This is a genomic window from Streptomyces sp. NPDC001709 (assembly GCF_053596375.1).
Window position 1 is genome coordinate 18237 of record NZ_JBSFGB010000017.1, and the last position, 19817, is coordinate 38053.

18 protein-coding genes are annotated in these 19817 nt (G+C 71.2%); 10 read left to right on the forward strand and 8 right to left on the reverse strand.

Annotated features, from left to right (window positions below; genetic code table 11):
- Positions 1-8: 8 nt before the first annotated feature.
- Complete coding sequence (locus ACWC0C_RS24310) at positions 9-1415, reverse strand: CynX/NimT family MFS transporter (protein ID WP_450865838.1); 1407 nt, start codon at positions 1413-1415, stop codon at positions 9-11.
- Positions 1416-1497: 82 nt separating this feature from the next.
- On the opposite strand from ACWC0C_RS24310, the gene ACWC0C_RS24315 reads away from it, so the two are divergent.
- Entirely contained in the window at positions 1498-2190 is a 693-nt protein-coding gene (locus tag ACWC0C_RS24315; RefSeq protein ID WP_449198377.1) for a FadR/GntR family transcriptional regulator, read from the forward strand.
- On the opposite strand, the gene ACWC0C_RS24320 is transcribed toward ACWC0C_RS24315, so the two are convergent.
- The 3 genes from ACWC0C_RS24320 to fabG all read right to left on the reverse strand — a co-directional run bounded on the left by ACWC0C_RS24320 (position 2168) and on the right by fabG (position 4163).
- A complete protein-coding gene (locus ACWC0C_RS24320; RefSeq protein WP_449198378.1) occupies positions 2168-2518 on the reverse strand; it encodes a hypothetical protein in 351 nt (116 codons plus the stop codon). The two genes, ACWC0C_RS24315 and ACWC0C_RS24320, sit on opposite strands and share 23 nt — an antisense overlap.
- A gap of 167 nt (positions 2519-2685) precedes the next feature.
- Positions 2686-3453 carry an enoyl-ACP reductase FabI gene (gene fabI / locus ACWC0C_RS24325; protein WP_449198379.1) on the reverse strand — a complete coding sequence of 256 codons (768 nt, stop codon included), beginning with the start codon at positions 3451-3453 and terminating at the stop codon, positions 2686-2688.
- 5 nt (positions 3454-3458) lie between these two features.
- Entirely contained in the window at positions 3459-4163 is a 705-nt protein-coding gene (fabG, locus tag ACWC0C_RS24330; protein WP_449198380.1) for a 3-oxoacyl-[acyl-carrier-protein] reductase, read from the reverse strand.
- Positions 4164-4373: 210 nt separating this feature from the next.
- On the opposite strand from fabG, the gene ACWC0C_RS24335 reads away from it, so the two are divergent.
- The 5 genes from ACWC0C_RS24335 (at position 4374) to ACWC0C_RS24355 (ending at position 9685) form a co-directional block, all read left to right on the forward strand.
- The gene (locus tag ACWC0C_RS24335) at positions 4374-5936 is read left to right on the forward strand and encodes a TldD/PmbA family protein (protein ID WP_449198381.1); all 1563 of its coding nucleotides are present in this window, start codon (positions 4374-4376) and stop codon (positions 5934-5936) included.
- Positions 5933-7327 (forward strand): metallopeptidase TldD-related protein, encoded by a 1395-nt coding sequence (locus tag ACWC0C_RS24340; protein WP_450865840.1) that lies wholly within the window; start codon positions 5933-5935, stop codon positions 7325-7327. The genes ACWC0C_RS24335 and ACWC0C_RS24340 overlap by 4 nt, the downstream gene beginning before the upstream one ends.
- Positions 7328-7383: 56 nt before the next feature.
- Complete coding sequence (gene tyrS, locus ACWC0C_RS24345) at positions 7384-8652, forward strand: tyrosine--tRNA ligase (RefSeq protein ID WP_449198383.1); 1269 nt, start codon at positions 7384-7386, stop codon at positions 8650-8652.
- A gap of 202 nt (positions 8653-8854) precedes the next feature.
- Positions 8855-9247 carry a DUF3099 domain-containing protein gene (locus ACWC0C_RS24350; RefSeq protein WP_449198384.1) on the forward strand — a complete coding sequence of 131 codons (393 nt, stop codon included), beginning with the start codon at positions 8855-8857 and terminating at the stop codon, positions 9245-9247.
- Positions 9248-9466: 219 nt separating this feature from the next.
- Positions 9467-9685, forward strand: coding sequence for a hypothetical protein (locus ACWC0C_RS24355; RefSeq protein WP_450865841.1), 219 nt, complete (start codon positions 9467-9469; stop codon positions 9683-9685).
- Here the strand turns inward: ACWC0C_RS24355 and moaA are convergent.
- From moaA to ACWC0C_RS24370, 3 genes are all read right to left on the reverse strand, one after another.
- Positions 9682-10671 (reverse strand): GTP 3',8-cyclase MoaA, encoded by a 990-nt coding sequence (gene moaA, locus ACWC0C_RS24360; RefSeq protein WP_450865843.1) that lies wholly within the window; start codon positions 10669-10671, stop codon positions 9682-9684. The genes ACWC0C_RS24355 and moaA overlap by 4 nt on opposite strands.
- 165 nt (positions 10672-10836) lie before the next feature.
- Entirely contained in the window at positions 10837-12462 is a 1626-nt protein-coding gene (locus ACWC0C_RS24365; RefSeq protein WP_450865845.1) for a solute symporter family protein, read from the reverse strand.
- On the reverse strand, positions 12459-12815 hold the full coding sequence (locus tag ACWC0C_RS24370) for a DUF485 domain-containing protein (protein WP_449198388.1): 357 nt from the start codon (positions 12813-12815) through the stop codon (positions 12459-12461). The genes ACWC0C_RS24365 and ACWC0C_RS24370 overlap by 4 nt, the downstream gene beginning before the upstream one ends.
- A 260-nt stretch (positions 12816-13075) precedes the next feature.
- Here ACWC0C_RS24370 and ACWC0C_RS24375 point away from each other — a divergent pair, with 260 nt between their 5' ends.
- The 4 genes from ACWC0C_RS24375 (at position 13076) to ACWC0C_RS24390 (ending at position 18740) form a co-directional block, all read left to right on the forward strand.
- Complete coding sequence (locus ACWC0C_RS24375; protein WP_450865846.1) at positions 13076-14605, forward strand: S8 family peptidase; 1530 nt, start codon at positions 13076-13078, stop codon at positions 14603-14605.
- Between the two features lie 78 nt (positions 14606-14683).
- The gene (locus tag ACWC0C_RS24380) at positions 14684-16201 is read left to right on the forward strand and encodes a S8 family peptidase (protein ID WP_450865848.1); all 1518 of its coding nucleotides are present in this window, start codon (positions 14684-14686) and stop codon (positions 16199-16201) included.
- 48 nt (positions 16202-16249) lie between these two features.
- Positions 16250-17626, forward strand: a complete 1377-nt coding sequence (locus ACWC0C_RS24385) for a CoA transferase (RefSeq protein ID WP_450865850.1) — start codon at positions 16250-16252, stop codon at positions 17624-17626.
- Positions 17627-17726: 100 nt separating this feature from the next.
- Complete coding sequence (locus tag ACWC0C_RS24390) at positions 17727-18740, forward strand: CopD family protein (RefSeq protein ID WP_450865852.1); 1014 nt, start codon at positions 17727-17729, stop codon at positions 18738-18740.
- A gap of 19 nt (positions 18741-18759) precedes the next feature.
- Here the strand turns inward: ACWC0C_RS24390 and ACWC0C_RS24395 are convergent, their stop codons facing one another.
- Positions 18760-19809, reverse strand: coding sequence for a zinc-dependent alcohol dehydrogenase family protein (locus tag ACWC0C_RS24395; protein ID WP_449198393.1), 1050 nt, complete (start codon positions 19807-19809; stop codon positions 18760-18762).
- Between the last annotated feature and the right edge of the window lie 8 nt (positions 19810-19817).

Here is a 19817-nt window from a genome sequence, read left to right on the forward strand (position 1 = left end):
CCGGCCCGCTACGCGCGCGTGGTCGCGTCGGGCGCGCGCCGGCGGGCCGCCTCGTCCTCCACCGTGCGGTTGCGGCCCGCCAGGAAGCCGACCGCCATCTGCGGCACCATCAGGCCCGCCATGAGGGCGATCGGCACTCCCCAGCCGCCGCTCTGCTGATAGAGCACGCCGACCAGCAGCGGCCCGGGAATGGAGATCAGATAGCCGGTGCTCTGCGCGAATGCGGACAACTGGGCCACGCCCGCCCCGCTCCTGGCCCGCATGCCGACCATCGTCAGGGCCAGCGGGAAGGCGCAGTTGGAGACGCCGAGCAGCAGCGCCCAGGCCCAGGCGCCGGCGGCCGGCGCGACGTACAGGCCGGTGTACCCGGCGAGCCCGCACACGCCCAGGACCAGGACGATCGGCCCCTGGTGGGGCAGCCGGGTGGCGACCCGCGGGATGACGAAGGCCAGCGGCACGCCCATCACCATGGTGACCGCGAGCAGCACGCCCGCGGTGCCGGCCGGGACGCCGGCGTCCCGGAAGATCTGCGGCATCCAGCCCATGGTGATGTACGCGGCGGTGGCCTGGAGGCCGAAGAAGACGGCCAGTGCCCAGGCGGTACGGCTGCGGGTGATGCGCACGGGTGCGTGGCGTTCCTCCGCGCGCCGCTCCTCCGCACGCCGTTCCTCCGCGTGCCGTTCCCCCGCGTGCTTGTCCCCGGCCGGGCGCTCCCGCTGCCGCGGCTGTGCGAGCGCGGTGCCGCGGTCCCGTACGAGCGGCAGCCAGGGCAGCACGGCGGTCCCCGCGAGGGCGGCCCACACGGCGAGGCCGGACTGCCAGCTGCCGCCCATGGCGTCGGTCAGGGGCACGGTCACCGCGGCGGCGAGGGAGGTGCCGAGGGCGAGGGCCATCGAGTACAGGCCGGTCATGGGACCGACCCGGTCGGGGAACCAGCGCTTGACGATGACCGGCATGAGCACATTGCTGACGGCGATGCCCATCAGGGCCAGCGCGCTGGCGGCCAGGAAACCGGCCGTGCCGCCGGCGAACGGCCGTATCAGCAGGCCCGCGGTGATGGCGGTCATGCCGGCGCACACCACGGCGGCCGGACCGAAGCGGCGGGCCAGCCGGGGCGCGGTGACCCCGAAGACCGCGAAGCACAGCGGGGGCACGGAGGTGAGCAGTCCGGCCACGCCGCCGCTCATACCGAGCCCGTCACGGACCTCTTCCAGGAGCGCGCCGAGGCTGGTGATGGCCGGGCGGAGGTTCAGCGCGGACAGCACGATGCCGACGACGACCAGGCGGGTCGCCCACGGGCGCGTGCGGCCCGCGCCGTGGGTCTTTTCCCGGGTGCTCGTCACGGCGGCCGTATCGCGGTCGGTCGGTGACATCGCCGTACGGGTGTCCACTGTCCGGGTTTCCTCACGTGCCATGAGAGCCATCATAGAATCATGGGATGATTGGTTGTCCATCCCCGTGGTCTTCCCGCCCGGGCCCGTCGTGCGAAGGTGTGCCATGCCTCTGAGCCACCCGCGCCGTTCTGCGCTGTCCGAGCAGGTCATCGCCGAACTGCGCAACCAGATCACCTCCGGCGAGTGGCCGGTGGGCGCACGCATCCCGACGGAGCCGGAACTGGTCGAGCAGCTCGGTGTGGCCCGCAACACCGTCCGCGAGGCCGTCCGCGCGCTCGCCCACAACGGTCTGCTGGACATCCGGCAGGGCTCCGGCACCTATGTGGTGGCGACGAGCGAGCTGGCCGGTGTGATGCACCGCCGGTTCGCCGACGCCGATCCCCGGCACATCGCGGAGCTGCGCGCCGCGCTGGAGTCGGCCGCGGCGAAGCTGGCTGCCGAGCGGCGCACCGAGAAGGACCTCAAGCAGCTGGACGCACTGCTGGAGCGGCGCGAGGTCGCCTGGGAGACGGGCGATGCGGAGGCCTTCGTGACCGCCGACGCCACCTTCCACCTGGCCGTCGTGGCCGCCTCCCACAACGACGCGATGACGGCGATGTACGCGGATCTGGGCGAGGTGCTGCGGGACTGGCTGCGCGCGGACGTGGGCGCGGAGCTGACACCGGAGACGCACATGGATCACTCGCGCCTGCTGGACGCGATCCGCACCGGGGACGCGGAGGCGGCGGCGACCGAGGCCGCCAGCTATCCGTTCCTGTGCCGGCCGGACCGGTTCAGTGCTCGTTCTGGTGGCTGATCCAGACGGACCGGACTTCCTTCCAGCACCGGCCCGTGAGCCGTACGGTCATGGCGGGTCCGGTGTCCACCGGTGCGCTGTCGGTGTCGATATCCCACCAGCGGGCGCACTCGATGTGCAGACGCACGCGATCGGTGTCGACATAGGGGTTGTGGCAGTAGGCCACCACATGGGAGCCGTGGACGGCTGACCGGCAGGCGGCCCCGAACAGGTTCGGCGCGGGTGGCTTTCCGTCCTCCACGCGCGCGTAGGGCATCGCGTCGTACGACAGGGAGAGCACGAGGGCCACGGCCACGGTCACCGGGGCCAGGCTGCGGGACAGGCGCACAACGGGGACCTCCTCTGCCGGGCTGCGGAGGAACGCGCGAGTGAACGCGTAATCCAGGGTGTGCTGCCCGGTCCGATCCGCGCCCGGCCGGTGGACCGAACGGGTGAGGCCCGCGCCCCCGAAGGGGTGCGGGCCTCACTCAGCCGTCGGTCACGCCTAGGCGGCCGTCACGCGCCGATCGCGTGCAGGCCACCGTCGACGTGGATGATCTCGCCGGTGGTCTTGGGGAACCAGTCGCTCAGCAGCGCGACGATGCCGCGGCCGGCCGGCTCCGGGTCCTTCAGGTCCCACTCCAGCGGGGAACGGGTGTCCCAGACGGAGGCCAGGTCCGCGAAGCCGGGGATCGACTTGGCGGCCATGGAGCCGATGGGGCCCGCGGAGATGAGGTTGCAGCGGATGTTCTGCTTGCCCAGGTCGCGCGCCATGTAGCGGCTGGTCGCCTCCAGGGCGGCCTTGGCCGGGCCCATCCAGTCGTACTGCGGCCAGGCGAACTGCGCGTCGAAGGTGAGGCCGACGACCGAGCCGCCGTTCTGCATCAGCGGCAGGCAGGCCATGGTGAGCGACTTCAAGGAGAACGCCGAGACGTGCATGGCCGTGGAGACGGACTCGAACGGCGTGTTGAGGAAGTTGCCGCCGAGCGCGTCCTGCGGGGCGAAGCCGATGGAGTGGACGACGCCGTCGAGCCCGCCCAGCTCCTCGCCGACGACGTCGGCCAGGCGCGCGAGGTGCTCCTCGTTCGTCACGTCCAGCTCGATGACCTTGGTGGGCTTCGGCAGCTTCTTGGCGATGCGCTCGGTCAGCGTGGGCCGCGGGAACGCCGTCAGGATGATCTCCGCGCCCTGCTCCTGGGCCAGCTTGGCCGCGTGGAAGGCGATGGAGGACTCCATCAGCACACCCGTGATCAGGATGCGCTTGCCCTCGAGGATTCCGCTCATGGTGATCAGTGACCCATTCCCAGTCCGCCGTCAACGGGGATGACGGCTCCAGTGATGTACGAGGCGTCGTCCGAGGCGAGGAACCGCACCGTCGCGGCGATCTCCTCGGGCTGCGCGTAACGGCCGAGCGGCACCTGCGACATGATGTTCGCGCGCTGCTCGTCGGTGAGCGCCTTGGTCATGTCGGTGTCGACGAAGCCGGGCGCGACGACGTTGAAGGTGATGTTGCGCGAGCCCAGCTCACGGGCGAGGGAGCGCGCGAAGCCGACCAGGGCGGCCTTGGAGGCGGCGTAGTTCGCCTGGCCCGCCGAGCCGAGCAGGCCGACCACGGACGAGATCAGGACGACGCGGCCCTTCTTGGCGCGCAGCATGCCGCGGTTGGCGCGCTTGACGACGCGGAAGGTGCCGGTGAGGTTGGTGTCGATGACCGAGGTGAAGTCCTCCTCGGACATGCGCATCAGGAGTTGGTCCTTGGTCACGCCGGCGTTGGCGACCAGGACCTCGACCGGACCGTGCTGGTCCTCGATCTCCTTGTAGGCCTGCTCCACCTGCTCCGCGTCGGTGATGTCGCACTTGACGGCGAGGAAGCCGGACGGCGGCTCACCCGAGCGGTATGTGATCGCGACCTTGTCGCCGGCGTCGGCGAATGCGCGGGCGATGGCGAGGCCGATGCCCCGGTTTCCTCCGGTGACCAGAACCGAGCGGCTCAACGGATCACCCTTTCGATAGCGGTCTGCAGCGGTCCGACAAACCGCCCGAACACCTGGATGACAGGCGGCTTCATCGAAAACCTATCGGTCCGGCCGTCCGCGTGGGCAATCGGGCACCGACAGTGGCACGGGGAAGTCACTGTCGGGTCCCTACAGAACGATCCCGGTCCGGGCCTCGAAACATGTGGTCCGCCGGGCCGCTCCCACGACATGATCGGACCGACAGGCCACGACAGCAGGGAGACCTCCGTGCCTCATTCCATCGACGAAGCCTTCACGGCGCTTCCCCTACGGGCTCTCGCCGACGCCGCGCTGGCACGCGCGCGTGCGCTCGGGGCCGAGCACGCGGACTTCCGGTTCGAGCGGGTGCGCAGCGCGTCCTGGCGGCTGCGGGACGCCAAGCCCGCCGGATCGTCGGACACCACCGACCTCGGGTACGCGGTCCGGGTCGTGCACGGCGGTACGTGGGGCTTCGCCTCCGGGGTGGATCTGACCCTGGACGCGGCGGCCAGGGTCGCCTCCCAGGCGGTGGCCATGGCCAAGCTGTCCGCGCAGGTCATCAAGGCCGCCGGGTCCGACGAGCGGGTCGAGCTGGCCGATGAGCCGGTGCACGCGGACCGGACGTGGGTGTCGTCGTACGAGATCGATCCCTTCTCGGTGCCCGACGAGGAGAAGGCCGCGCTGCTGGCGGACTGGAGTGCCCGGCTGCTGGCCGCGAACGGCGTCAGTCATGTGGACGCCTCGCTGCTCACCGTGCACGAGAACAAGTTCTACGCCGACACGGCCGGGACCGTGACCACCCAGCAGCGGGTGCGGCTGCATCCGGAGCTGACCGCGGTGTCGGTGGACGAGTCCAGCGGCGAGTTCGACTCGATGCGGACCATCGCGCCGCCGGTCGGGCGGGGCTGGGAGTACCTGACCGGCACCGGCTGGGACTGGGACGGCGAACTGGAGCGGATCCCGGAGCTGCTCGCCGAGAAGATGCGCGCCCCGAGCGTGGAGCCGGGCCTGTACGACCTGGTGGTCGACCCGTCCAACCTGTGGCTGACCATCCACGAGTCCATCGGCCACGCCACCGAACTGGACCGCGCGCTCGGCTACGAGGCCGCCTACGCCGGCACCTCCTTCGCCACCTTCGACCAGCTGGGCAAGCTGCGTTACGGCTCCGAGCTGATGAACGTCACCGGTGACCGCACCGCCGAGCACGGCCTCGCGACCATCGGGTACGACGACGAGGGCGTCGCCGCGCAGTCCTGGGATCTGGTGAAGGACGGCACGCTGGTCGGCTACCAGCTGGACCGCAGGATCGCGAAGCTGACCGGGTTCGACCGGTCCAACGGGTGCGCCTACGCCGACTCCCCCGCCCATGTCCCGGTGCAGCGCATGGCCAACGTGTCCCTGCAGCCGGATCCGGCCGGGCTGTCCACCGAGGACCTGATCGGCGGTGTCGACCGGGGCATCTATGTGGTCGGCGACCGGTCCTGGTCGATCGACATGCAGCGGTACAACTTCCAGTTCACCGGGCAGCGCTTCTTCAAGATCGAGAACGGGCGGATCACCGGGCAGCTGAAGGACGTGGCCTACCAGGCGACCACGACCGACTTCTGGGGCTCGATGGCCGCCGTGGGCGGTCCGCAGACCTACGTCCTCGGCGGCGCCTTCAACTGCGGCAAGGCCCAGCCCGGCCAGGTGGCCTCCGTGTCGCACGGGTGCCCGTCCGCCCTCTTCAAGGGCGTCAACATTCTGAACACCACGCAGGAGGCCGGTCGATGAGCGCCCGTACCCACAAGCCGCACGAGATCGTCGAGCAGGCGCTGGCGCTGTCGCGGGCCGACGGCTGTGTCGTCATCGCCGACGAGCACTCCACCGCCAACCTGCGCTGGGCGGGCAACGCGCTCACCACCAACGGTGTGACCCGCGGTCGTACCCTCACCGTGATCGCGACCGTGGACGGCAAGGAGGGCACCGCCTCCGGTGTCGTCTCACGCTCGGCGGTCACCGCGCAGGAGCTGGAGCCGCTGGTGCGGGCCGCCGAGACCGCGGCGCGCGGTGCCGGGCCCGCCGAGGACGCGCAGCCGCTGGTCGGCGATGTGCCCCCGTCACCGGACTTCACGGACGCACCGGCCGAGACGTCCTCCGCCGTGTTCGCCGACTTCGCACCGGCGCTCGGCGAGGCGTTCGCACGCGCGCGTGCGGGCGGACGGGAGCTGTACGGCTTCGCCAACCACGAGCTGGTGTCGACGTACCTGGGCACGTCCACCGGGCTCCGGCTCAGGCACGACCAGCCCACCGGCACGCTGGAGCTGAACGCCAAGTCGCCGGACCGTACGCGCTCGGCCTGGGCGGGCCGCTCCACCCGGGACTTCAAGGACATCGACGCGGGCACGCTCGACGCCGAGCTGGCCGTACGCCTCGGCTGGGCCGAGCGCCGCGTGGAGCTGCCCGCGGGCCGCTACGAGACGCTGCTGCCGCCCACTGCCGTGGCGGACCTGCTGATCTACCAGCTGTGGTCGGCGTCGGGCCGGGACGCGGCCGAGGGCCGGACGGTGTTCTCCAAGCCGGGCGGAGGCACGCGGGTCGGCGAGAAGCTGAGCGAGCTGCCGCTGACCCTGCGCAGCGACCCCGACGAGCCAGGCCTGGAGTGCCCGCCATTCGTGGTCGCCCACTCCTCCGGCGGCGACCAGTCCGTGTTCGACAACGGACTGCCGACCCGTTCCACCGAGTGGATCAGCGAGGGTGTGCTCACGCACCTGACGACCACGCGGCACAGCGCGGGTCTGACCGGGCTTCCGGTCGCCCCCGTGCTCGGGAACCTGATCCTGGACGGCGGCGACGACCGCTCCCTGGAGGAGATGGTCGCGAACACCGAACGCGGGCTTCTGCTGACCTGCCTGTGGTACATCCGCGAGGTCGACCCGGCGACGCTGCTGCTCACGGGCCTGACCCGGGACGGCGTCTACCTCGTGGAGAACGGCGAGGTGACCGGCCAGGTGAACAACTTCCGGTTCAACGAGTCGCCGGTGAACCTGCTGCGGCGGGCCTCCGAGGCGGGCCGCACGGAGAAGACCCTGCCCCGCGAGTGGGGCGACTGGTTCACCCGGGCCGCGATGCCCGCGCTGCGGATCCCGGATTTCAACATGAGCTCTGTCAGTCAGGGCGTATAACCTCGTAGTCGGCTGTCACCCGACTGCCCCAAGATCACCGAGGAGACACGAGAACCGTGACGGACATCGTCGACGAGCTGAAGTGGCGTGGGCTCATCGCCCTCTCCACGGACGAGGACGCACTGCGCAAGGCGTTCGCGGACGGCCCCGTCACGTTCTATTGCGGCTTCGACCCGACCGCGCCCAGCCTGCACCTCGGCAACCTCGTGCAGATCCTCACCATGCGCCGCATCCAGGAGGCCGGGAACCGGCCGCTGGCGCTGGTCGGTGGTGCCACGGGGCTTATCGGCGACCCGAAGCCGACGGCCGAGCGCACGCTGAACGCACCGGAGGTCGTGGCGAGCTGGGTGGAGCGGCTGCGCGCCCAGATCCAGCCCCTGCTGCGCTTCGACGGGCCGCACGCCGCCGTCATGGTCAACAACCTGGACTGGACCCAGGGCCTGTCGGCCATCGAGTTCCTGCGGGACATCGGCAAGCACTTCCGGGTCAACAAGATGATCGCGAAGGAGGCCGTCTCCCGGCGGCTGAACTCCGACGCGGGCATCAGCTACACCGAGTTCAGCTACCAGATCCTGCAGGGCATGGACTTCCTGGAGCTGTACCGGCGGTACGGCTGCACCCTGCAGACCGGCGGCAGCGACCAGTGGGGCAACCTCACCTCGGGCACGGACCTGATCCACCGGGTCGAGCAGGACGCCGTGGTGCACGCGCTCGGCACCCCGCTGATCACCAAGGCGGACGGCACCAAGTTCGGCAAGACCGAGTCCGGCACGGTGTGGCTCGACCCCGAGATGACCACGCCGTACGCGTTCTACCAGTTCTGGGTCAACGCGGACGACCGTGACGTCTCGAAGTTCCTGCGCATCTTCAGCTTCAAGTCCCGTGAGGAGATCGAGGAGCTGGAGCGGCAGACCGAGGAGCGTCCGCAGGCGCGGGCCGCGCAGCGTGCGCTCGCCGAGGAGCTGACGACGCTGGTGCACGGCGCCGACCAGACCGCCGCGGTGATGGCCGCGAGCCGCGCCCTGTTCGGGCAGGGCGAGCTTTCGGAACTGGACGGCAGGACGCTGGCCGCGGCGCTGTCGGAGGTGCCGCACATCCAGGTCTCCGAGCTGGGTCCGGTCGTGGACCTCTTCGCCGAGGTCGGGCTTGTCGCCAGCAAGTCCGCTGCGCGGCGGACCGTGAAGGAGGGCGGCGCCTACGTGAACAACGTGAAGGTCGTCGCCGAGGACGCGGTGCCCTCGTCCGAGGATCTGCTGGATGGGCGTTGGCTGGTGCTGCGGCGGGGGAAGAAGAACCTCGCCGCGGTGGAGGTCACGCGCGCCTGAGCGCCACAGGGGCGTGGGTGGACTGGCGACTGCGGCTCGTCCGCGGTTGCTCGCGCAGTTCCCCGCGCCCCTTTCGGGGCGCTGTGACGGCGGGGCCGGGGACGTTGCCGCAGGCAGCGGGCGACCCGGTCTCGTAGGCGGCGCAGCCGCGGCGTAACGTGGAAGCCCGGGGAGAGCTGAAGCGGGCGGATGGTGGAATGTGATGCGGAAACAGCACGGCGGCAACGTCCAGGTGTTCCGGATCACCGGAGCCCGGACCGGACTCGCCGAGGACGTACGGGGCCGGCAGCGGCGGTACGTCATCTCGATGACGATCCGCACGATCTCGGTGATCCTGGCCGTCTCCCTGTGGAACGTCGAACGGTACGTCGCCGTCGTGGCCCTCGTGGCCGGCGCGCTGCTCCCCTATATCGCCGTGGTGATCGCGAACGCGGGCCGGGAACGGCCGCCCTCCCTTCCCTCGACCTTCATCGCCGCACCGATGCGGCCGATGATCACGGCGCCGCAGGCGGAGGAGGCACAGGCGGAATCCGTTCCGGAGGACGCGGCGGCTCATCCGACGGGGGCGGGTGGCGAGCGATCCGACCCCGCGTGACCACGCCGGAGGGGGCGGAAGCGGAACGGCAGCCGCCCGTCAAGCTCAAGAAAAGCTCAGATCAATCGTGTAGTTCCAGTGCCGGGCGGCGGGGTACCCGTGACATACTGCGTACGCGCTCCGCATCCCCCGTCGGAGCGACGGACCGACGCCGGGCAGCTCCCCCCGTGGCTGCTCGGCGTCGCCTTTGTTCGGGCCCTTTTTCTGTGAGACGAACCTGTGAGTGACGAGACGCCCATCTGCTCCGCCAAGGGGTGCCGTGCCGCTGCCGTGTGGGTGCTGGCGTGGAACAACCCGAAGATCCACACGCCGGAGCGGCGCAAGACATGGCTCGCGTGCGAGAAGCACCGTGAGCATCTTTCGCAGTTCCTGGGGGTGCGGGGGTTCCTGAAGGACGTGGTGAAGTTCGCGGACTGGCAGGATCCCGAAGGGGCCTAACCGCCGATTGCCGACATCGGTCGGTCCGGCTGCACGAACGACGGGTCGTCCAGTCCCGCGCCCGCCTTCTTCCCCCACATCGCCAGCTTCCAGATGCGGGCGATCTCCTCGTCCGGGGCGTCGGAGCGGAGGGCTGCGCGGAGGTCGGTTTCCTCGGTCGCGAACAGACACGTGCGTATCTGGCCGTCGGCCGTGAGGCGGGTGCGGTCGCAGGCGGCGCAGAAGGGGCGGGTGACCGAGGCGATGACGCCGACGCGGTGCGGGCCGCCGTTGACCAGCCAGCGCTCCGCCGGGGCCGAGCCGCGCACGTCGGAGCCCTCGGGGGTGAGATCGAAGCGGGTGCGCAGCGAGGCGAGGATGTCGCCGGCGGTGACCATGCCGTCGCGCTTCCAGCCGTGCTGGGCGTCCAGGGGCATCTGCTCGATGAAGCGCAGCTCGTAGTCGTGCTCGACCGCCCAGGCCAGCAGGTCGGGGGCCTCGTCGTCGTTCAATCCCGGCATCAGGACCGAGTTGACCTTGACGGGGGTCAGGCCGGCCTCGCGGGCGGACTGAAGGCCTTCGAGGACGTCCTTGTGGCGGTCGCGGCGGGTCAGGGTCTTGAAGACGTCCGGGCGGAGGGTGTCCAGGGAGACGTTGACCCGGTCCAGGCCGGCGGCCTTCAGGGCCGTCGCCGTGCGCTTGAGGCCGATGCCGTTGGTGGTGAGGGACATCTGGGGGCGGGGGGTCAGAGCCGCTACGCGCTCGACGATGCCGACCAGGCCGGGGCGCAGGAGGGGCTCGCCGCCGGTGAAGCGGACCTCCTCGATGCCGAGCAGCCGTACGGCGATGTCGACGAGGCGGACGATCTCGTCGTCCGTGAGCAGGTCGGGCTTGGCCAGCCACTGCAGGCCCTCCTCGGGCATGCAGTACGTGCACCGCAGATTGCAGCGGTCGGTGAGCGAGACCCTCAGGTCGGTGGCCACCCGGCCGTAGGTGTCGATGAGCACGTGGGCCCCCTCCCTCGATCCGAGCAAGTATTCTCCGTCACTTGTCCTGTCACTTGCGAGCCTACGTGACACCACTGACAACGACAGCGGCCCGATCCGACGAGGTACGAAGCGGCCGCGTCGTAGGACCGTACAGCCCTGGACGACGCGGCCGTCGTACGAACCTCAGTGTGCTCCGGTGCCGGTCAGGGACCGCACCTCCAGTTCGGCGTACTTGCCGGCGTCCGGGGCCTCCTTCGACAGCAGGGTGCCCACGGCGCCGAGCAGGAACCCGACCGGGATGGAGATGATGCCGGGGTTCTCCAGCGGGAACCAGTGGAAGTCGACGTCGGGGAACATCGAGGTCGCCTTGCCGGAGACCACCGGGGAGAACAGCACCAGGCCGACCGCGGTGACCAGGCCGCCGTAGATCGACCACAGGGCGCCCGAGGTGGTAAACCGCTTCCAGAAGAGGCTGTAGAGGATCGTGGGGAGGTTTGCGGAGGCCGCGACCGCGAAGGCGAGGGCGACCAGGCCGGCCACGTTCAGGTCGCGGGCCAGGGCGCCCAGGAGGATCGAGACCGCGCCGATGCCGACGGTCGCCCAGCGGGCCGCGCCGATCTCCTGCTTCTCCGTGGCCTGCCCCTTCTTGATGACGTTGGCGTAGATGTCGTGCGCGAAGGAGGACGACGAGGCCAGGGTCAGGCCCGCGACGACCGCGAGGATCGTGGCGAAGGCGACCGCCGAGATGCTGGCCAGCAGCACGGCGCCCCAGTTGGAGTTCACGCCGCCCAGATGGAGGGCGAGGAGCGGTGCCGCCGTGTTGCCCGCCTTGTTGGAGGCGATGATCTCGTCCGGCTTGATGAGGGCCGCCGCGCCGAAGCCGAGGGCGAGGGTCATCAGGTAGAAGGCGCCGATCAGTCCGATCGCCCAGATGACCGACTTACGGGCGGCCTTGGCCGTGGGCACGGTGTAGAAACGGATCAGGATGTGCGGCAGGCCCGCGGTGCCCAGGACCAGGGCGATGCCGAGCGAGATGAAGTCCAGCTTGGTGGTGCCGCTGGCGCCGTACTTCAGGCCCGGCTCAAGGAAGGCCGCGCCCTTGCCGCTGTTGTCGGCGGCCCTGCCGAGCAGGTCGGAGACGTTGAAGTGGAACTTCAGCAGGACCAGGAAGGTCAGCAGCAGGGCGCCCGCGATCAGCAGCACCGCCTTGACCATCTGCACCCAGGTGGTGCCCTTCATGCCGCCGATGGTGACGTACACGATCATCAGGACGCCGACCAGGGCAACGATGCCGATCTTGCCGCCGTCGCTGGTGATGCCCAGGAGGAGGGAGACCAGGACGCCCGCACCGGCCATCTGGGCGAGCAGGTAGAAGATCGAGACCACGATCGTGGAGGTGCCGGCTGCCGTGCGGACCGGGCGCTGGCGCATGCGGTAGGCCAGTACGTCGCCCATGGTGTAGCGGCCGGAGTTGCGCAGCGGTTCGGCGACCAGGAGCAGGGCGACGAGCCAGGCGACGAGGAAGCCGATGGAGTACAGGAAGCCGTCGTAGCCGAAGAGGGCGATGGCGCCGGCGATGCCGAGGAAGGACGCGGCGGACATGTAGTCGCCGGAGACGGCGAGTCCGTTCTGGAAGCCGGTGAACTGGCGTCCGCCGGCGTAGAAGTCGGCGGCGTCCCTGGTCTGGCGGCCCGCCCAGACGGTGATGACGAGGGTCGCGGCGACGAACACCGCGAACAGGGTGATGATCAGCGGCCGGTGCTGGCTCGCCTCGCCGGCGGCGAGCAGGGTGTGCGGTACGGGGCTCATGCGCCGCCCTCCATCCGGGACTTGATCGCCTCCGCCTTGGGGTCGAGCTTGGCGGCGGCGTGTCGTGCGTACCACCACGCGATGAGGAAGGTGGTGAGGAATTGGGCGAGGCCCAGGACGAGGGCCACGTTGATGTTGCCGGCCACCTTGGTGCCCATGAAGCCGTCCGCGTAGTTGGAGAGGAGTACGTACAGCAGGTACCAGGCGATGAAGGCGACGGTCAGCGGAATGGCGAAGGAGCGATGGGCGCGGCGCAGTTCACCGAACTCCGCGCTCTGCTGGACCTCGGCGAACTCCTCGGTGGACGGAAGCGGGGCCCCCGGTGTGGCAGGGGGCGGTGTCTCGGTGGCCACGGAGTCTCCTCGCGTTGCGGATGCGATGACGAAACGGGGGCTCGATCGTGCTGGCGCTCCCTGCCCAAGGTCCACGGCGCCACGCGAGGACCGGTTCAAGTCCTATGAGTTGTTTCGCAAGCGGTCTTGGCGAGCCATTGCCAAGTCATTGCTGACCGGTGAGCCGTGGGGATAGCTTCTGCCTGCACCACCCGTCATGTACCTGCCCGAGCACCACCTGTGTCTCGGGCGGTTTCGTATCCGGATGATGTGGAGATCCCATGGCTCATCTGCGCTCCAGACACCGGCTCGCGCTCGCCGTGCCCGTCGTGCTGTCGCTGACCGCCTCGCTCGGTTTCCTGCCGGCGGCGGCCTCGGCGGCACCCGCCTCGGCCGGCGCGGTGCGGGCGGCGGACGACGGTCCGAACCTCGCGTACGTGGTCAACACGCGTACGGACCGCCGCACGATCGAGTCCGTGCAGCGGGAGATCACCCGCAACGGTGGTTCGATCGTGGCCAGTTACGACAGGATCGGTGTGATCGTCGCGCACTCCGCGAACCCGGAGTTCGGCGCGCGGATGCGCGCGGTGGACGGGGTGGAGTCGGCGGGCGCCACGCGTACCGCGCCGCTGAGTGCGGCGGGGACGACCGACGAGGGCGCGGTGCAGGTGCTGTCGAAGGCGGAGGCCGCGAAGCTCACCGAGGCCGCGGCGCCGGGCGAGGAGCCCCTCGAGGCGGACCAGTGGGACCTGCGCGCGATCGGCGCCGAGAAGGCCGCGCGGATCAACCCGGGCAGCGGCAACATAACCGTCGGCATCATCGACACCGGCGTGGACGACACCCACCCGGACATCGCGCCGAACTTCTCCGCCTCCCAGTCGGCGAACTGCGTGAGCGGCAAGGCGGACACGACGTACGGCGCGTGGCGCCCGGCGGACGCCAACCACTACCACGGCACCCATGTGGCCGGTGAGATAGCCGCGGCCCGCAACGGCATAGGCGTGGCCGGTGTGGCGCCGGGCGTGAAGGTATCGAGCATCACGGTGGCCCAGCCGGACTCGACGCAGCTGTTCTACCCGGAGAGCGTGGTCTGCGCGTTCGTGTTCGCCGCCGACCACGGCATACAGGTCACCAACAACAGCTATTACGTTGATCCGTGGCTGTACAACTGCATGGATGATCCCGATCAACGTGCCATCGTTGACGCGGTCAACAGGGCGCAGCTGTATGCACAGCGCAAGGGCACGCTCAATGTGGCCGCCGCGGGCAACTCCAACGACGACCTGGACGCACACGCGCTCACGGACGACTCCAGCCCCGACGACTCGACGGCCACGACCCGCACGGTCGACCCGCACGAGTGCTTCGACGTACCGACCCAGCTGCCCGGCGTGGTGACGGTGAGCGCGGTGGGTGTGAAGGGCGCCAAGTCATACTACTCCAGCTACGGCCAGGGCGTGATCGACGTGGCGGGGCCGGGCGGCGACAAGTACCAGATCCCGGACACGCCGTCGAAGAACGGCCGCATCCTCTCCACCCTGCCCAACGACCAGTACGGCTTCCTCCAGGGCACCTCGATGGCCTCCCCGCACGTGGCCGCGGTCGCCGCGCTGCTGAAGTCCGCGCATCCGCAGGCCACTCCGGCCCAGCTGCAGGCCCTGCTGAAGGCCGAGGCGGACAACCCGGGCTGCCCGAGCGGCCCGTACGACGGCGACGGGGACGGCGTCGTGGACGCGACCTGTGTCGGCGGCAAGCGCGTGAACGGCTTCTACGGCTTCGGCGTGGTCAACGCGCTGCGCGCGGTCAAGTAGCCGGTCAGGCAGCCGCATTCCTCCCGGACCTCCCGCACGGCACGCCCGTACCGCGAACGAACTGGAGAGAACCGACCCATGACAGCGCCCGAACCGCGCTACCGCCGCGCCCTCGCGATCCCCGCCGGGATGGCCCTGGCCACGGCACTGGCGTTCCTGCCGAACGTCACCGCGTCCGCGGCGGACCACACCCCGGCGGCCACCGCCGACGGGCCCATGCTCAGCTATGTCGTCAACGTCCGCCCCGGGAACGGGGTGTCCGCGCATGTGCAGCAGTCGATCGCCGAGGCCGGTGGTTCGGTGGTGATCGCGTACGACCGGATCGGTGTGATCGTCGCCCACTCGGCCAACCCCTCCTTCGCCCAGGAGATCCGCACGGTGCGCGGGGTGGACTCGGCCGGTGCCACCCGCAACGCGCCGCTGCCTGCCCAGTCCACCACCGACGTGGACACGCCGAAGGTGCTGAGCGCCCAGCAGGTGGCCGAGGCCAGGGCCGCCGACGGGCAGGACCCGCTGGAGCCACTGCAGTGGGATCTGCCGGCCATCAAGGCGGACAAGGCGCACGAGAAGACCCTGGGCAGCCCGGACGTCACGGTCGCGGTCATCGACACCGGCGTGGACGACACCCACCCGGACATCGCACCCAACTTCGACCGGGCGGCCTCCGCCAACTGCGTCTCCGGCAAGCCCGACACCACCGACGGCGCCTGGCGGCCGAGCGCTACGGAGAGCCCCCACGGCACGCACGTGGCGGGTGAGATCGCGGGTGCGAAGAACGGCGTCGGCATCACCGGTGTGGCACCGGGCGTCAAGGTGGCCGGAATCAAGGTCGCCGACCCGAAGGGCTACTTCTACACCGAGGCCGTGGTCTGCGGCTTCGTATGGGCGGCCGAGCACCACGTCGACGTGACCAACAACAGCTATTACACCGACCCGTGGTACTTCAACTGCACGACCGACCCGGACCAGAAGGCGCTGGTGGACGCCATCACCCGGGCCTCGCGATACGCGGAGAAGAAGGGCACGGTCAACGTCGCGGCGGCGGGCAACGAGAGCTACGACCTCGCCTCCGACTCGATCACCGACCCGGTCTCCCCGAACGACGGCACCCCGTCGGACCGTGTGATCGACCCGCACACCTGCTACGACATACCGACCCAGCTGCCGGGTGTCGTGACGGTCGCGGCGACGGGTGCGAAGGGCCTGAAGTCGTCCTTCTCCAACTACGGTCTCGGTGTCATCGACATCGCCGCGCCCGGCGGCGACTCGACCGCCTACCAGAAGCCGGAACCCCCGGCCACCAGCGGTCTCATCCTGGGCCCGCTGCCGGGCGGCAAGTGGGGCTACATGGCCGGTACGTCGATGGCGACGCCGCATGTCGCGGGCATTGCCGCATTGATCAAGTCAACCCATCCGCATGCCCCGGCCGCCCTGGTCAAGGCGCTGCTGTACGCGGAGGCCAACGCCACGCCGTGCACGGATCCGTACGACATCAACGGTGACGGCAAGGTCGACGCGGTGTGCGAGGGAACGAAGAACTACAACGGCTTCTACGGCTTCGGCACGGCGGACGCGCTGGCCGCGGTGACCGAGTAGGGTCGACTCCTCCATATATTGATTCAGTCAATACTGCATAGTGCAGTCATGACTGCTATCAAGTTCGCGTGGTCCGCTCTGGGCGGCGATCCCGCCCATCTCGCACGGCTGACCACTGTGGTGCGGGAGGGCGCGCTCGATGCGCGCCTTCCCGTACGCGAGCTGGCCCGTGCCTGTGTCGGCGCCTGTGCGCTGGCCGCGGCGGAACTCGCCGCCCGCCGGGCCGGACTCGCCGAGGTGCCCGGTGTCCGGGTCGACGACGGCGCCGTGGCGGCCGCCTTCCACAGCGAACGCCACCTTCTGGTCGACGGGCGGGCGCCGGTCGTCTTCGCGCCACTGTCGAGGTTCTGGCGGACGGCGGACGGCTGGGTGCGCACCCACGCCAACTACCCCCACCACCGGGCCCGGCTGCTCGGCGCCCTGGGCCTGCCGGCGGACGCCTCGGCGGAGACGGTGGCCGCCCGGCTCGCCGGGCGCCCCGCGCTCGAGGTCGAGGAGGCGGTCTACGGCGCCGGCGGCCTCGCCGTGGCCCTGCGCACCCCCGAGGAGTGGCAGGCGCACGAGCAGGCCACCGAGGTGGCCGCACGGTCGCTCATCGAGCGCGAGCGGCCGACCGCGGCACCCGCGCGCGTGCTCGCACCGCTGGACCCGGCCGCCACTCCCCTGCTGCCCGCCGCCGGACTGCGGGTGCTGGACCTCACCCGGGTTCTCGCCGGCCCGGTCGCCACCCGCACCCTCGCCCTGCTGGGCGCGGACGTGCTCCGGCTGGACGCACCCGGGCTGCCCGAACTCCCGGACCAGCACGCCGACACGGGCTTCGGGAAACGGTCCGCCACGCTCGACCTGGGCACCGCCCCCGGCACCTTCGAGGAGCTGCTGGCCACGGCGGACGTCGTCGTGACCGGCTACCGGCCGGGCGCCCTAGACCGGTTCGGGCTCTCACCCCAGGCGCTGTTCGCGCGCCGGCCCGACCTGGTGGTGGCGCAGGTCTCGGCGTGGGGCGCGTACGGCCCCTGGGCCGGGCGGCGCGGCTTCGACAGCCTGGTGCAGGTCGCGACCGGCATCGCCGCGACCGAGGGCTCGGCCGGGGAGCCCGGCGCGCTACCGGCGCAGGCGCTGGACCACGGCACCGGCTATCTGCTGGCGGCGGCCGTCCTGCGGGCGCTGACCGAGCAGTCGTACGACGGGGGCGGCCGGCTGGTGCGGCTGGCGCTGGCCCGGACCGCGCACTGGCTGACGGGCGAAATCCGGCCGACTGCGGCCACGGGCGCGCCGTACGAGGGGCCGGAGGCCTGGCTGGCCGAGACCGACAGCCCGCTCGGCCGCCTGCGGCACGCCCTGCCGCCGGTGTCCTTCGCGGGCGGCCCCGCCGGCTGGGCGCGGCCTCCGGTGCCGTGGGGGTCGGACAGCGCCCGCTGGCGGTGAGCACGCGGACGGCCGGAAACGTACGTATGCGTGGAATGCCGCACCACCAGTTGTTTTCAGGGACTTGCCCGGTTCTGCGGGGGCTCGCGAAGATCACGGGGTGAGCTTGATACGACCGACGGCCGAGGTGAGCGACGACGGCGGCCCCGCCCGCCGGTCCGGCACCGGCCGGGCCGTCGCGCTCCTGGCTCTGGTGGCGCTGGGCTCCGTGATCCCGCTGCTCGGGCCGTCGGCGGCGCTGCACGGCACCGGGGAGGCCGCCGCTCCGGGCGTCGGCGGCATCGGGCTGCTGCGCGCGGTGCTGTTCGTCGCCGTGAGCGTGCCCCTGGGGGAGCTGTTCGTGCACCGGCTCGCCCGGCGTGTGCCGGGCCCGCCGCCTGAGCGGCCCCGCAGCTGGGCACGGTGGGCCGCCACCGCCGGTTTCGTCGCCGCGCTGGGGCTCGCCTCGGTGGTGTCCGCCGGCAATCTGATCCCGCACCGCCTCGGCCAGATCGACGTCGGCGGACTGTACGGCTCCCGCGACGGCAGACTGGCGCTGCTGGAGGTCGACGCCTTTCTGCCGGCGGCGCTGTGCGCGTTCCTCCGACGCCGCCCGGCGGCTCAGGTGTGGCCGCCGGCCGCGGTGGTCGTCGCCGAGGCCCTGCGCGCCCATCCCCCGACCGAACAGAGCCCGCTGGTCGGCTCGGGCCTGACGCTGGTGCACCTGATGTGCGCGGCCCTGTGGACCGGCGGTCTGCTGCACGTCCTGCGGATGGTCAGGCTGTGGCACCGCGACCCGGCCGGGGCCGTGCTGCTCGGCCGCTACGCGCGCGTGGCGGCCGCCCTGCTCGCGGCCACCACCGCGACGGGCGTGTGCAGTTCGCTGCGCCGCATGCCGTCGGCCACGATCCTGGACCAGCTGACGACGACGGCGTACGGCCGCACCCTGCTGGCCAAGGTGATCCTGGTCGCCGCCGTGGCGCTGCTCGCCCTGTGGGCGCGGATCCGGCTGCGCCGTGCCGCCGACCCGCTGACCGCGACCGTGCCCGCGCGGGCCGAGGTGGTCGCCCTGGGCGCGGTCCTCACGGTCTCGGGCCTGCTCACGGCACTGCCGCTGCCGATCCGCTGGACCTAGGGCCTGTCCGGCACGCCGTCTACCGGTCGTTGGTGACCAGGACCTTCAGGGCGGTGCGCTCATCCATGGCCTTGTAGCCCTCGGGCACGCTCTCGATGCCGACGGTCATGTCGAACACCGGCGAGGGGTCGATCGTGCCGTCGAGGACGTCGGGGAGCAGGTCGGGGATGTAGGCGCGGACCGGGGCGACGCCGCCGCGCAGGGCGATGTTCCGGTCGAACATGACGCCGAGGTCGAGGCCGGTGCCGCTGCCGTGGGGCACGCCCACGAAGCCGATGGCGCCGCCGTCCCGGGTGATGTTGACTGCCGTACGCATTGACTGTTCGGTACCGACGGCCTCGACAACGGCGTGCGCGCCCTGCCCGCGGGTCAGCTCGCGGACGGCCTCGACGGCCGCGTCCCCGCGCTCGGCGACGACGTCCGTGGCGCCGAAGCGGCGCGCGATGTCGGTACGGACCTCGTGCCGGCCGAGCGCGATGATCCGCTCGGCGCCGAGCCGCTTGGCGGCCAGGACGGCGCACAGGCCGACCGCGCCGTCACCGACCACGGCGACCGTGGCGCCGGGGCGGGCGCCCGCGCCGAGGGCCGCGTGGTGGCCGGTGCCAAGGACGTCGGAGAGCGTCAGCAGGGCGGACAGCAGGTGGTCGTCGGAGGCCGCGTCCTTGGGCAGCTGGACGAGGGTGCCGTCGGCGAACGGCACGCGCACGGCCTCGCCCTGGCCGCCGTCGTAGCCGACGGAGCCCCAGAAGCCGCCGTGCTCGCAGGACGTCGTCAGGCCCTCGCGGCAGTAGTCGCAGACGCCGTCGGACCACATGAACGGCGCGACCACCAGGTCACCGCGCCTGACCGTGCCCACCTCGGAGCCGGTCTCCTCGACCACGCCGAGGAACTCGTGCCCGATGCGCTGGCCCGGCTGCCGGGCCGCCTCGCCGCGGTAGGCCCACAGGTCGCTGCCGCAGATGCAGGCGCGCAGCACCCGTACCACGGCGTCGGTGGGCAGCTGCACCACGGGCTCGGGTACGTCCTCCACGCGCATGTCGTACGGGGCGTGGATGGTGGTGGCGCGCATGGCGAGGG